A 12593-nucleotide genomic window follows, 5' to 3' on the forward strand; every position below is an offset into this window, starting at 1 on the left:
CATGTGTAAGGCCGAACGGCCGCACACCAAACGCACACTGTCATCTACGAGAGGCACTCACATATGGCGAACAACCTCCGCAAGATCTGGGACGCCGACCCCGACGCCGCTCCGAAGGAGCGCAAGTCCTTCGCGGATGACGTCGTCGGGCGCTTCCGCTCCGGCCGCACGGTCAAGATGGACGGCAAGGACGTCCCGGAGAGCCTGAACGAGTGGCGCGTCACCACCGGGGACCCGGTCGTCGCGGAGCGCCTTGCGTCGCTCCTGGGCGGCGAAGTCGAGCCGTGGGAGACGGACAAGGAGGACAACCTCCAGATCCTCACCGACGCAAAGACGGTCGCCATCGTCATCGAGCCGAATGGCGTCGACGCCTCGTTCAAGCAGTTCATCCCGGGTAGCGGCCTCGTCCACCACTGCGACGGCTTCGAGTACCTGTCGCCGGAGGAGGACAAGGGCGAGCCCTGCAAGTGCCCGACCCTGATCGCGGAGCGCAAGCTCGCCTCGACGAAGGGGCGCGGCCCGAAGCCGAGCGTCGACATCACGTTCCGCCTGGCCGACGAGTACGACGCGGGCATCTTCCGCTTCAACTCCGGCTCCTGGAAGCTCGTCGAGGTTCTCGGCCCGCTGTTCGCGGAGCTGGACAAGTACCCCGGCAAGTCGGTGCGGGCGACGCTGACGATCGAGAACGTCACCTTCACCCCGCAGAAGGGTCCGCGCGCCGGTCAGGAAGTCAGCTACAACAAGCCGGTCGTCAAGATCCTCGGTGCCTACGAGGCCGCGGAGCCGGCCGACCTGGCGAAGGCTGCCTAGCCCCATCTGAGCGACGCAATTGCGCCCGCTCCTCCCGAATTGCGGTCGGGAGGGGCGGGCGCTTTTCACGATTCTACGCACACTGAGGAGACAGATGCCCCATGCCGATCCTGGAACTCTGCGCCGGATACGGCGGACTTGGGATCGCGGTTGAAGCCCTGACGGGAGACAAAGTCACCGTCGTCGCGGAAGTCCACGGAGCCGCCTGCCGAGTCATGGCACACCGCTTCCCCGACGCCCCCAACATCGGCGATGTCCGGTTCCAGAACTGGGGCGCGCTGTTGGACGAGGGGATCGACACCATCACGGCGGGATTCCCCTGCCAGGACATCAGCAACGCCGGGAGGCGGGAGGGGATCAAGGGTGAGCGCTCCGGTATCTGGTTCAACATCGCCGACGGGATACGGGTTCTTCGACCGCGACACGTCTTCCTGGAGAACGTGGGAGCACTCCGAAATCGGGGACAAGGCCACGTGCTCCGTTCGCTTCACGAGATCGGGTACAGCGCTTCGTGGCTCTCTCTACGAGCTTCCGACATCGGGGCTCCGCACCATCGCGACCGGTGGTTCTGCTACGCGACTCCTTCCGTCTCCGACGGTCAGTGACGCAACGCGCGGCCCTGACTTCGCGAAGAAGACACGAGAAGGCTCCGGCGGAGACGATCTAGTCACGGCGCTCGCCCGCCTCTTCCCGCGGGAGAAGGCGGAGAAGCTGTTCAAGACGCCGACGGCGAACCTGGCGTCGAACGGCTCCGCTCAGCACCCGGACAAGCGCAAGGCGGGTGGACACGGGCCGACGCTGGAGGACGAGGTCGTATTCCTCCTGAACGTCGACCCGGACACTGTGGCGGACGATGGACCGCACTCGCCGGCTGAGTGGTGGGGAGAGTTCGCCACGGCCGTGTACCGGTGGGAGATCTTCATGGGGCGTCAGGCTCCGGTCCCTCTGATGCGCGGCCCCCGAGGCGGCTTGAAGCTCGCCCCGAAGTTTGCTGAGTGGATGATGGGCCTCCCCGACGGGTGGGTCACTGACGTCCCGGACCTCACACGCGAAGAGCAGATCGGCCGTATCGGTAACGGCGTCTGCCCACAGCAGGCACACCATGCTTTCGGGTTTCTCCGGGAGCAACTTCACAGAGCACTCACGGAGGAGAGCAATGGGCAAGGCCCGTCTGACTGACTTCACGGGTGCGGAGATCCGCCCCGGCGTCGTTATTGCGTACCCAACCCGTCAGGGCAACGTCGTCCGCAACTCGGAGGCTGTCGTCCTGGAGACCAAGAGTGATAAGAGCACGGGGCGCGTCGTCCCGATGCTGAAGGTGAAGCCGACGGGGCGCGACTCCGGGTTCATCGCACGCAAGACACTCGCTGTTCAGACCGTCAGCGCTGAACACGCCGTCGTTATCGCGGACACGAACCCGGGGGATAGCAAGTGACGGAGACGTTCGAGGTCGGCGACAAGGTTCGCCACGACACCTTCGGCGAAGGTGTCGTCACCTACGGTCCCTTCGTCGGTCGGTTCATCGCCCGCGCCTACCTGATGAAGACGGACGGTGAGTCGGAGACGCTCGTCAACGCGAACCGGCTGTCCGCCATCCCCGAGACTCCGAAGTTCGCCGTTGGCGACGTCGTCACCCTGGCCACTCGCACTGGCGCGAAGGCTACCGTCGAATACGGCCCGCTCGACGACCGGGACGTCTACGTCGTCAAGCTCATCGACGAGCCGTCGGACGCGGACGACGTACGGACCTTCACGGCCATGGGGCACGTCATGATGAAGGCCTCCGAGCCGGAGCCCGTCAAGGTCGGCGACCGGGTGCGGGTCGTGAAGGACGATCCCGTCGTTTGCACGGGCCAGTACGTCGGCAAGGTCGGCGTTGTCGAGCAGGTGGGCGGATGCTCGCGAAAGCCTCTGGAGTACCGCCTCAACTTCGGTGGCGGCGACCTCTGGTGGGTCGAATCCGTCGAGCGCGTCGAGGACGCGACCACCCACGTCCACAACGGCGTGACCTATGACCTCACCGCGAAGTACGAGGACAACGAGGGCGACGTCTGGCGCCTGAAGAGGATCGGCGACACCGTCCGTGCCCGTATCGACGACGACCACGAGGCCCCGACGTCGGAGAGCTTCAGCCTGGAGTACGTCGTGAGTAGGTGGGCGCCCCTGACCCGCGTCTGAGTAATACCCATAGCCCCCGGTGACTTCGGTCCCGGGGGCTTTCGGCGTAGGAGGACCGACGAGAGGAGAGAGCACATGGCGAAGGTGGTCGCGAGCAGTGGTCTGACGGTGGAGCTGAGCGCACGGGAGGTGGAGCTCATCCGCCAGGCACTCCGGTTCGCCGTGGACAACTACGGGGGCTGGGACAGTTACGCCGACTCGAAGGCGAACGAGCTGGAGCGCACGCTCGCCCGGGGCGCGGAGTGAATGCACTTCACGTCATCGACGACGCGTCCGCCCCAGCACTGGGCGACGTCCGGGACGCCGGCTCCGGAGACCTGATCTACATCCGCCCCGTGGCGACGAGCCGGAAGGACTTCCCGAAGTACTGGGAAGCGGCCGGCGTAGCGCTCGCGCGAGGCGCACAGGTGGTTGTGATGAACCGAGAGGAGAGCTAGTGGCCTGGAGAGACTCGTTCGGCGTGGCCGTCGAGGAGGACGACTACGTCATGTCTGCGTCCACGAGTGGTGGCGTGGCGAAGCTGGGGCGGATCTACTTCGCTGCCTCCGGTCGACCCATGATCCGCGTGGAGCACTCGAACCACGAGCTCCGCAACAAGGGCAGTGAGTTGGGCTACATGGTGCTCGTACTCCGCAAGGCAGACGGCACCGTGCCGCCGCACGTGGCGGGGGAGGTGACCGGCTGATGGCGACGAACGGGGCGCTGAACGACATGGAGCAATGGCGCTCCGTCGTGGAGTACCAAACGCGGAAGCCGAATCCCGACTACCACTGGCGGGACAACCGCGACGTTCCGCAGTACCTCGACGAGTGGCATGACGAGGTTCGTACCGACGTGCGCGGGCCGTATCAGTCGGCGGAGAACGCACGGCGCCAGGCGAGCCGTGACGCGCAGTCGAGGAACCGCGAAACCGTGGGCGGCTGGGGTGCGACTCCCCGGCAGCAGACGAGCCGGGTCACTCGCGTCTACGTCGAGCGCGCGTCACTGGCGTGGGAGCCGTGCGACGAGCGCGACCCTGACACGAAGAAGTGGGGCGGCTGATGGCACTCCGAACGATGAAGGGTCCGGAGACCCTCTGGCGCGTCAAGGTCGTCCGGCGGAAGTCGGAGCCCAACCCCGCATACACGGGCTACGGATGCGGTGAGCCGACCCGCGTCTTCGTCGACGGCGAGACGATTGAGTACTACGGCCCGTACATCCGTCGCCACGGCGCCGTCACGGTGGCCGGTACGCACGACGGTCTGTGGGGCGTCGTGTCGTCGACCATTGAGCGCTGCGACCCGAAGTGGGAGGCGACCGGATGATCCGCGAACCTGACACCGTCATCGTCCGCGCCGTCCCCGACTCGATCCCCGTCGAGTTCGACAAGCCACGCTGCGTGTATGCCTCGTGGCCATGGCTGACGGAGGAGTTCATGAGGGAGGTGGAGGAGGGGTGACCTCGATGGAGGCGCAGTGCGCAGAGCACCGTTCCAAGCTCAGGTCAGATCCCTTCGCGACGATCATCCCGGACCGTCGGCCGCCAGTGAAGTGTCACGCCCACATCGGCCTGGCGAAGCTCGCCGTCGGATGGGAGGGCGGTTGGTCCGGCGTTCGCGGAGGCGAGATCTACGAGCTCACCTCGGACGGGTGGGAGCTCCGCTACCGAGTCGAAGCGGGGACGCCGTCGAGCGAACTCCCCTGGAAGGAGAGCAAGTGAGCTACATCAACGTCTTCGAGACGGAGACAGGTGACAGCAGACTGGAGATCAACCTCCCTGCCCTCCAGCGGGGCGAGGAGCAGCACTCGTTCACCGACGGCGAGGAGCTCGCGGCAGCATCGGCGATCATCGACCTCGTCCGCAACCTCGACAACGGCGAAGCCCTCGTCATCACAGTGGACATCTTCTGATGGGCGCCCTCGTCTGGGTCACCCTCATCCCCGTCTTCGTCGCACTCGCCGCCCTCGTCTTTGGCGTCGTGTGGTTCCTGACGGCGAAGGACGACGAACAGGCGTCGTCACCCGGTGAGACTCGTGAACATCCTGAGCCCGCTGCGAAAGTCTGGTAATCAGCCGTAACCGAAAGCCTGTTCGCTCGTTGTCTTGAGATTGCCACCCCCATGTGGTCAGCGCGAGAGGCGGCGAGATGAGCAACGGAAGCCAGGAGCAGCGCCAGAACGACGAGCAGGAGGGTCCGAGAGGCCGCCTCACGTTCGACGACCGTACCTGGAGCGTCGAGTCAGAGCCGAAAGTCGTTGAGACTGACGAGGACTACCGCCTCGTCGAAGTCTGGGTGAAGGAAGAGGGTGGAGGAGTCGGCTAACCCATCGAAACAGAAGGGGACTGCGTGGGAGACCGCGTGGACCCGCTACATACAGGAGAACCACAACCCGGCGGCCCATCGGAACGTTCAGATGGGTCGCCTCGACATCGGCGACGTGTCCGGTTACTACCTTCACGCCGCGGAGCTGAAGGCCGAGAAGACGATCACGCTCGCCGACTACATTGCGCAGGCCAACCGCGAGGCGCTGCACGCCGGCCAGCCGTTCGGGTGCGCGGTCGTCAAGCGGCGCATGAAGGGCGTGGCTGACGGCTATGTCGTGCGCGACGTGCGGACAGACGTGCGGCTCCTGAACCGACTCCGGGACATGGAGGAAGCGCTCCAGGCAGCCGCGCCAGGCGCTTACGCACTTATCGACAAGCAGCACCGGGAGGCAGCGTGAAGAAGGCAGTCATTGACTTCTCCGGGACTCTCGTCGTCTACCCCGACGGCGACGAGTACGAGGGCGGAGAGATGACCGACCGGGACGCGTCTGGGTGGGTCAGCCACGCCCTGGCACGCGGCGATAAGCATGCCGGCAACTACCTCACGTCCGGTGGCGTCACGGCAGTCACTTACGAGGACTGCCCGCCAGAGGAGTACGACCCGGAGGAGTAGCTCCGTAAGTCGACTCACGGACCACACAAGGGGCGTCCTTCGGGGCGCCCCTTCCGCATGCACGAAGAGGGGAGAGACCTTGCGACTGTCGGACATCTTGGGGCGGCTCGACGGCGTGGAGGAGGACCACGACGGACACCTTGCGCTCTGCCCCGCGCACAACGACCGGCGGCACCCGTCGCTGAAGCTCACGCTCAAAGACGACGGCAAACTCCTCCTCGTCTGCCGCACCGGATGCCCGAAGGGCGACGTCCTCGACAAGATGCGGATCCGGGAGGCGGACCTCTTCGACGTCGTCAACGACTTGGGCGCGAGCACGATCAGCGCGAAAGCACCGGAGTCCGTGGGCGTTGCGGAGATCGCGGGCCTCCGTATGGTCATCGAGCAGTGGGCCGACGACCTCCAGGACGTCGAGGGCGTGGAGCCCTTCGCGGCGACGGCGCAGAAGTACGCGGCTGACCGGTTCGGCCTGACGCCGGAGCAGTGCGCAGACCTCCGAGTCGGCGTCTCGACGCAGGCTGAGCAGTCGCGACCATGGCTCTCCCGCAGCTTCACCCGATACCCGCGACTGACGGTTCCGCTCCTCGGCTTCGACGGCGTGGCTCGTGGCCTCCAGGGTCGCGACCTCTCCGGCAAGTGCCCCGCTCGTTGGGTCGGCCTGACCAACGTTGAGGGGAGGACGTGGGCGAAGTACGGCGTCATGCGTTCCGGCGCAGGCTTCGACACGATCCTCATTTGTGAGGGTCCGGGCGACGCACTGACGGCCGTGGGTGCCGGCTACGACGCCATAGCAATCCGCGGCGCGGGGCTAGCGCGTAACGCCGCCCTCGTCGAGGAGCTCGCCGACGGACTCCGGGACTTGGACGTCGTCATCGCTGGCGACCGTGACAGGGCTGGCGCTGGGTTCACTGACTCCCTGGCCGTGGCCCTCGTCCGCGCGGGAGTCATGGTGCGGCGCCTGGAGATTCCGGACGAGGGGGACGACCTGACCGACTGGAGAGGCAGGGACCCGGAGGGGTTCCCGCAGGATCTCCACGCACGGGTTCGTATCGCGACCGTCGTCGAGCTCGACGCTCCTGCCGCGACTCCCGCCCCCTCCACGGAGGTCGACGTCCCGGACACAGACGCCGCTCTTCAGTCGATGTCCTCTTCCGCGCGCGAGATGTTCGACTCAACTGACGTGGGGCTCGCCGTCCGTCTGCGTGACTACATGCGTCGCACAGGCGGGGGAGTGCGCTACGCGCAGGGGCTCGGCTACCTCGTGTGGAGCGGGACGATATGGACGAAGGGCGACCACACGGTCCGGGAAGCTCTCCACCGCATGGGGGCGGAGATGATCGCGGACGGGAGCGACTTCGAGCGGAAGCTAGCTCTGAAGGCGCTCACGAACCGCCACATCGACGGCATCCTGAAGGAGCTCCCCTCCGTCCCCGGAGTTCCGGCGTCGGCCGACGAGTTCGACGCTCGCCCGGAGCTGCTGAGCGTCGCGAACGGAACGGTCAACCTCCGCACGGGGCAGATCCACCCGCACACTCCGGCGGACATGATCACGAAGCGGCTCGACGTTGCGTACCGACCGGAGGCGGAGGCGCCGAGGTGGGAAGCATTCCTGACGGAGATCTTCCCCAACCACCCGGAGCTCCCCGCCTTCATGCGTCGCATCGTCGGCTACGGGATCACAGGGTCGACGGCTGAACAGTGCTTCGTGTTCATGCACGGCCAGGGGGCGAACGGGAAGAGCGTGTTCCTCGACGCCCTCCTCTACGTCCTGCGCGGGATCACGAAGTCGACGGAGTTCTCCACCTTCGAGCAGCGCACGGCCGTCGGCCAGGCGTCGCCCGAACTCGCTTCCCTCCGCGGGGCGCGGCTCGTGACGGCGAGCGAGACGGAGAAGTACAGCCGCCTCGCGGAGGCGCTCGTCAAGCAGTTGACGGGCGGCGACCCGGTGACGTGTCGCTTCCTGAATCAGAACCCATTCACCTACATCCCGTCGTTCCTGCTCATGGTCGCTGGCAATTACAAGCCCGCGATCCTGTCGCAGGATCTCGGGGTCTGGCGACGGGTCAAGCTCGTCCCGTTCGAGGCGACGTTCCGCGGCGTGAAGGCGGATAAGACCCTCCCCGCGAAGCTGCGGGACGAGGCGGAGGGCATCCTTGCGTGGGCTGTTCAGGGCGCGCAGGAGTGGTACGAGCACGGCCTTCAGGAGCCCGCCTCCGTCCAGGCCGCGACGCAGGACTACCGGGAGTCGGAGGACCGTCTTCAAGAGTTCCTCACGGCCCGTTGCGTCCAGGAAGCGGGCGCCCGCACCGCCCCCATGGCTGTCCGGCGTGCATACGCGGAGTGGGCGGAGGACGCCGGCCTGAGCCGGAAGGAAGTCCTCTCCGGGTGGGCGCTCGGCGTCGAGCTGGAGTCGCGCAACTTCCCGAAGGACAAGCGCGGTGGGCGCTGGGGCTTCAACGGGCTCCGGCTCATGACCGACGAGGAGCAGCAGACCGCGCGAGCGGAGGCAGAGAGCACACCCACCGACGAGGCGGACGACGCCACGTCCCGAGACATCTTCGGCCAGAAGCGAGAGGAGGCAGCGTGAAGTACTTCCCGTACACCATCGCGGGCGAAGAGACGATGACCCGCGTACCGGAGACTGCCGCGGACCTCGACGAGTTCCGTCGGTGGATCGAACGCAAGGCCATGGCTGGCGAGATGGTCGGCGCGGACACGGAGACGACCGGCCTCGACATCTTCTCCCCGACGTACCGTCTCCGGACCGTCCAGTTCGGCGACGCCCGCGAAGCGTGGGTGATCTGCGTCGAGCTGGGTCCGGTCTTTGCGGAGGCCGCACGGTGGGCCTTGCTCACGCTGCCTCGACTCGTCTTCCACAACGCCACCTTCGACATGCTCGTCCTGGACCGCCACCTCGGGGTACCGCTGGCGACGCTGGCGCCCAAGGTGACGGACTCGAAGACTATCGCGCACCTGTTCGATTCGCGACCCCGACACGAGGGCGGATACGGACTGAAGCTGAAGGAGCTGTGCGCGCGGGACGTCGACCCTGCTGCGCCGGACACGCAGGAAGACTTGACGGCTGTGTTCCACTCCATAGGCGAGACGAAGCACACCGGGTGGCGGAAGATCAGCATCCATCACCCGACCTACCTGCTGTACGCAGGCCTGGACGCAATCCTCGTCTCCCGGTGGCTGCCGATCGGTGAGGAGCGGCTCCGCAAAGTCGGAGTCCGCCAGGCACTCGTGGAGTTCGAACACCGCGTGATGTACGTCTGTGCGCTCATGGAGCGTCGCGGGATGCTCGTCGACCGGGAGTACGTGGGTCCGCTCGTCGAGCGCCTGGAGGAGGAGGCGGCGCTCCACGCGGGCAAGGCGCGCCAGTACGGCGTGACGTCAGTCAACGCTCCGAAGCAGGTGTCGACGGCGCTGCTCGGTATGGGCGAGACCCTGACGGAGAAGACCGCCTCTGGGAACCTGAAGGTCGATAAGGAGATCCTCCAGGTTCTCGCTGACGTTGACCGTGACTGGCAGCGGATCGGCGCCCGGAAGCCGAACCCCCTGGCGGACGCGGTCCTTCGCAGCAAGCGGGCGGGGAAGTGGGCGAAGTCGTACGGCGTCGCCATGCGCGACAACCTCGACGCCTACGGACGGATCCACCCCAACATCAGCTCGCTCGCGGCACGCACGGCCCGTATGTCCATCTCGAAGCCGCCGCTCCAGCAACTCCCGTCGGCGGACTGGATCATCCGGCGCGCGCTGCTTGCGGACGAGGGGCACCGGATCTTTTCCGTCGACTACTCCGCCGTCGAGATGCGCGTCCTTGCGGCCCTGGCCGACGAGAAGACGATGAAGCGGGCCATTGCGGAGGGGCGCGACCTCCACGACTTCACCGCGGAACTCATCTGGGGTCCGAACTTCACGAAGGCGCACCGCAAGATGGGCAAGGGCGTCGGCTTCGGCAAGGTCTACGGAGGCGGAGCGACGACCCTGTCCCGCCAGACTGGCGCGCCCATCGCCGAAGTGAAGACGGCCATCGCTGCGTATGACCGGGTCTACCCAGGGATCCGGCGGTTCGCGAACCGTGTCCAGCGTGAGGCCCGTGCGAACGGGTTCGTCGTCATCACACCGACGGGGCGTCGCGTCCCGCTGGACCGTGACCGGGTCTACGCGGCGACGAACTACGCAGTTCAGTCGACTGCCCGTGACGTGCTCGGTCAGGCGCTCCTGACGATGCATGACCAGGGGCTGACGGAGTACCTGCTCCTCCCGATCCACGACGAGTGCCTCGGGTCGGCTCCGGTCGATGTCGTGGAGGACGTGGCGCGTCAGGTCGGTCAGGCAATGGCGATGGACTTCTTCGGAGTCCCGCTCGACACAGACCCCGAAGTCGGGGGTCGTTCTTGGGGGTCGCTTTACATGAAGGATTCGAGCGGGAAGTACGACGAGGAGCTCCGTCAGCGCGAAGACGAGTGGTACGCACGAGTGGCGCTTGCCGCATGACGCCCGCCCGACTCACACCAACCCCCATGCGGGCGAGCGGAGTTGTTCGGCTCGTGGCGCAAAACCGCCCCGTCGCCGACCGTGCCGTGACTCGTCCACTCCGCACCACACCCACCTTGCGCCCCCCAACTTCCCCCGACGGCCCGTCGCGTCGTGACGTTCTGCGACTGTGGGAGGAGCTGGATGTCTGGTCCTGTGCCTACTGTGACTCGGACTTTGGGCAAATGGTTGTAGCGGAAGTGGACCACGTTCTCCCACTTGCGCGCGGTGGGCTTCACGAATGGTCCAACTTGGCCCCCGCGTGCCGCACTTGCAACCGTGAGAAATCAGACCTGGACATCGACGTGTGGCTAGCGAACACCACTGGTCAAGGCTTTACCGGGAGCGGCGCCTCCGCTACGGAGCGGTTCACGAGCCACCTCGCGGCCCGTTCACACGGCCTTCACAAGGTAACGAGTTGATAACACCGAAGCACAACGGTGAAACCTGTGTCGACCGACATAACCCCAGGTGAGATTGGGCGGCCGACACAGGCCATACCGCGTGACCGGTTATGAAGGTCGGACAATCCCCCTCAAACACGCCAGTGAACGCGCTCTCTTCCGGTCATCTGGCAATTGCCCGTGGAGGTTCAGTGACTTACAGTCCTGATCACGTCGCAGACGGACAACGTCTGATCGAGTTTGTCGCCGCTCTGGAACGCGGACTGATCGAGCTCCGACAGATGGCGGCTGTATACGACGACGCAGTAACCATGCCAGGCCGCCGACGGCCTGGAGTGGATGCGGACGGAGGCCGGCAGGCGACGCACGGACCATCCCGCCCGACCGAAGCAACGGCATTGGACCCACGTCGTTGTTCTCTTCAAGAAGAACTGAAGAACGGCGCTATATGGCTTCCGCGAGCGATCGCGATCGTCGTCGGCGTCACCGCATCCATGGACCGCGCCCTTTCCAGATGGGAGGGGGAGGACGCGGACGACGGTCCCCGGGGGGCTCATCAGTGATCATCATAACGGGGCCGCAAGGCACTGGCGCACAGCGCGGGCAACTCGACGAGATGGCGGGGTTGTTGGGCGCTCACACCGTGTCCGGTGGGGACGTTCCTTGGGCGGACGTGACTGATCTGTACTGCCTCGACGGTTGGGAAACCTGCCCGCTCGCCGTGGCTGACGTGAAGATTGGCGAGCTCTTCGGCCTGACGGTCACCCGCCTGTCCAACTGACCTCCGTAAGTCGACTTACGGAGCTAACCGCACACGGATCTGTGGCCCCCGTTCCTACGAGGGACGGGGGCTTTCGTGTATCCGCACCCACCTGTAGCGGTGTGGTCCAGGTCACAAACAATCTCGCGTCACATCGCATCCAGATTCCCCCAGAACTCATCTGTAAGCCACTCACGGAGGAGAACGGCATGAGCCGCATCGAAGTTACGGACGAGCAGATCAAAGCTGCGCAGGCTGGCGACTCTGACGCCATGTGGCAGATCGTGAGTGCTTTTGACTCCATGCTGAAGGGCGTCATCCGGAGCGTGGCACCCGGCGCGACCACGGAGGACGCGGAGGACTACCTTCAGGAGGCACGCGCGGTCTTGATCCAGCACATCCGCGACTACGACTCGTCGTCCTCGTCGGCCCAACTCTCCACCTATGTCTACCGTGCCGCCCGCCGTGCCATCGCGGAGGCGGACGTCATGAACCACGCGGCTCTCACCATCGACCCGACGCAGGCACTCCGTGTACGACGCGCGCTCGCTGAGAACGGCGGCGACGTCGAGGCGGCATGGGCGACCTTCCGTGACGCCGACCAGCCGACGAAGCGCATGTCTCGGGAGCTCTTCCTCGCCATGCTCGACGCGCTGATGACCACTGAGCGGCTGGACGCTCCGGTCGCGGGGGACGACGGCGACGGCCTCACTCTGACCGACGTCATTGCCGACCCCTCCGCGGAGGTGAGCGACACCGCGGAACGTCGCGAGCTCACCCGATGGCTCATGGCGAAGATCCCGCAGCGCCAGTCCCTCGCGCTCCGTGCCTTCTACGGCGTCGGCATGACCCGCCAGGACGACGCGGAGACTTGCGCCGACATGGGCATCAAGGCTGCCGCCCTCCGCAAGCTCCGCAGCAACGGCCTTACTTCGGCTCGACGCGTTGCCGATGCACACGAGCTCTCTGCGTAAGTCATTCGC

21 protein-coding genes are annotated in these 12593 nt (G+C 66.1%); all 21 read left to right on the top strand.

The genetic code is table 11. The annotated features are described in order from the left end of the window. Window positions 1–63: 63 nt before the first annotated feature. The 21 genes from ACZ7L5_RS01010 (at window position 64) to ACZ7L5_RS01110 (ending at window position 12584) form a co-directional block, all read left to right on the top strand. Window positions 64–810, top strand: a complete 747-nt coding sequence (locus ACZ7L5_RS01010; protein ID WP_471513283.1) for a recombination directionality factor — start codon at window positions 64–66, stop codon at window positions 808–810. A 101-nt stretch (window positions 811–911) separates the two neighbouring features. Then, a complete protein-coding gene (locus tag ACZ7L5_RS01015; RefSeq protein WP_471513285.1) occupies window positions 912–1415 on the top strand; it encodes a DNA cytosine methyltransferase in 504 nt (167 codons plus the stop codon). Between the two features lie 551 nt (window positions 1416–1966). Beyond that, window positions 1967–2245, top strand: coding sequence for a hypothetical protein (locus ACZ7L5_RS01020; RefSeq protein WP_471513287.1), 279 nt, complete (start codon window positions 1967–1969; stop codon window positions 2243–2245). Beyond that, a complete protein-coding gene (locus ACZ7L5_RS01025) occupies window positions 2242–2988 on the top strand; it encodes a phiSA1p31-related protein (RefSeq protein WP_471513289.1) in 747 nt (248 codons plus the stop codon). The genes ACZ7L5_RS01020 and ACZ7L5_RS01025 overlap by 4 nt, the downstream gene beginning before the upstream one ends. Before the next feature lie 75 nt (window positions 2989–3063). Then, the gene (locus ACZ7L5_RS01030) at window positions 3064–3234 is read left to right on the top strand and encodes a hypothetical protein (RefSeq protein ID WP_471513291.1); all 171 of its coding nucleotides are present in this window, start codon (window positions 3064–3066) and stop codon (window positions 3232–3234) included. Further along, entirely contained in the window at window positions 3231–3425 is a 195-nt protein-coding gene (locus ACZ7L5_RS01035) for a hypothetical protein (protein WP_471513293.1), read from the top strand. Before ACZ7L5_RS01030 ends, ACZ7L5_RS01035 begins: the two co-directional genes overlap by 4 nt. Next, entirely contained in the window at window positions 3425–3673 is a 249-nt protein-coding gene (locus tag ACZ7L5_RS01040; RefSeq protein WP_471513295.1) for a hypothetical protein, read from the top strand. Before ACZ7L5_RS01035 ends, ACZ7L5_RS01040 begins: the two co-directional genes overlap by 1 nt. Then, complete coding sequence (locus tag ACZ7L5_RS01045) at window positions 3673–4029, top strand: hypothetical protein (protein ID WP_471513297.1); 357 nt, start codon at window positions 3673–3675, stop codon at window positions 4027–4029. The genes ACZ7L5_RS01040 and ACZ7L5_RS01045 overlap by 1 nt, the downstream gene beginning before the upstream one ends. Beyond that, window positions 4029–4292: a hypothetical protein gene (locus ACZ7L5_RS01050; RefSeq protein ID WP_471513299.1), complete on the top strand. Its 264-nt coding sequence runs from the start codon at window positions 4029–4031 to the stop codon at window positions 4290–4292. The genes ACZ7L5_RS01045 and ACZ7L5_RS01050 overlap by 1 nt, the downstream gene beginning before the upstream one ends. After that, window positions 4289–4426, top strand: a complete 138-nt coding sequence (locus ACZ7L5_RS01055; protein WP_471513300.1) for a hypothetical protein — start codon at window positions 4289–4291, stop codon at window positions 4424–4426. Before ACZ7L5_RS01050 ends, ACZ7L5_RS01055 begins: the two co-directional genes overlap by 4 nt. After that, entirely contained in the window at window positions 4423–4686 is a 264-nt protein-coding gene (locus tag ACZ7L5_RS01060; protein WP_471513302.1) for a hypothetical protein, read from the top strand. The genes ACZ7L5_RS01055 and ACZ7L5_RS01060 overlap by 4 nt, the downstream gene beginning before the upstream one ends. Next, a complete protein-coding gene (locus tag ACZ7L5_RS01065) occupies window positions 4683–4877 on the top strand; it encodes a hypothetical protein (protein WP_471513304.1) in 195 nt (64 codons plus the stop codon). The genes ACZ7L5_RS01060 and ACZ7L5_RS01065 overlap by 4 nt, the downstream gene beginning before the upstream one ends. Window positions 4878–5112: 235 nt before the next feature. Continuing rightward, entirely contained in the window at window positions 5113–5289 is a 177-nt protein-coding gene (locus ACZ7L5_RS01070; protein ID WP_471513306.1) for a hypothetical protein, read from the top strand. Further along, window positions 5273–5689 (top strand): hypothetical protein, encoded by a 417-nt coding sequence (locus ACZ7L5_RS01075; protein ID WP_471513308.1) that lies wholly within the window; start codon window positions 5273–5275, stop codon window positions 5687–5689. Before ACZ7L5_RS01070 ends, ACZ7L5_RS01075 begins: the two co-directional genes overlap by 17 nt. After that, window positions 5686–5904, top strand: coding sequence for a hypothetical protein (locus tag ACZ7L5_RS01080; RefSeq protein WP_471513310.1), 219 nt, complete (start codon window positions 5686–5688; stop codon window positions 5902–5904). Before ACZ7L5_RS01075 ends, ACZ7L5_RS01080 begins: the two co-directional genes overlap by 4 nt. After that, window positions 5843–8491 (top strand): phage/plasmid primase, P4 family, encoded by a 2649-nt coding sequence (locus ACZ7L5_RS01085; RefSeq protein WP_471513312.1) that lies wholly within the window; start codon window positions 5843–5845, stop codon window positions 8489–8491. The genes ACZ7L5_RS01080 and ACZ7L5_RS01085 overlap by 62 nt, the downstream gene beginning before the upstream one ends. After that, window positions 8488–10407: a DNA polymerase gene (locus ACZ7L5_RS01090; RefSeq protein ID WP_471513314.1), complete on the top strand. Its 1920-nt coding sequence runs from the start codon at window positions 8488–8490 to the stop codon at window positions 10405–10407. The genes ACZ7L5_RS01085 and ACZ7L5_RS01090 overlap by 4 nt, the downstream gene beginning before the upstream one ends. A gap of 26 nt (window positions 10408–10433) precedes the next feature. Further along, window positions 10434–10868: an HNH endonuclease gene (locus ACZ7L5_RS01095; RefSeq protein WP_471513315.1), complete on the top strand. Its 435-nt coding sequence runs from the start codon at window positions 10434–10436 to the stop codon at window positions 10866–10868. A gap of 92 nt (window positions 10869–10960) precedes the next feature. Then, on the top strand, window positions 10961–11413 hold the full coding sequence (locus ACZ7L5_RS01100; protein WP_471513317.1) for a DUF7169 domain-containing protein: 453 nt from the start codon (window positions 10961–10963) through the stop codon (window positions 11411–11413). After that, window positions 11410–11631: a hypothetical protein gene (locus tag ACZ7L5_RS01105; protein ID WP_471513319.1), complete on the top strand. Its 222-nt coding sequence runs from the start codon at window positions 11410–11412 to the stop codon at window positions 11629–11631. Before ACZ7L5_RS01100 ends, ACZ7L5_RS01105 begins: the two co-directional genes overlap by 4 nt. Window positions 11632–11819: 188 nt before the next feature. Then, entirely contained in the window at window positions 11820–12584 is a 765-nt protein-coding gene (locus ACZ7L5_RS01110; protein ID WP_471513321.1) for a sigma factor, read from the top strand. The last annotated feature ends 9 nt before the right edge of the window (window positions 12585–12593 follow it).

It is taken from the genome of Streptomyces sp. NPDC107528 (assembly GCF_055639295.1).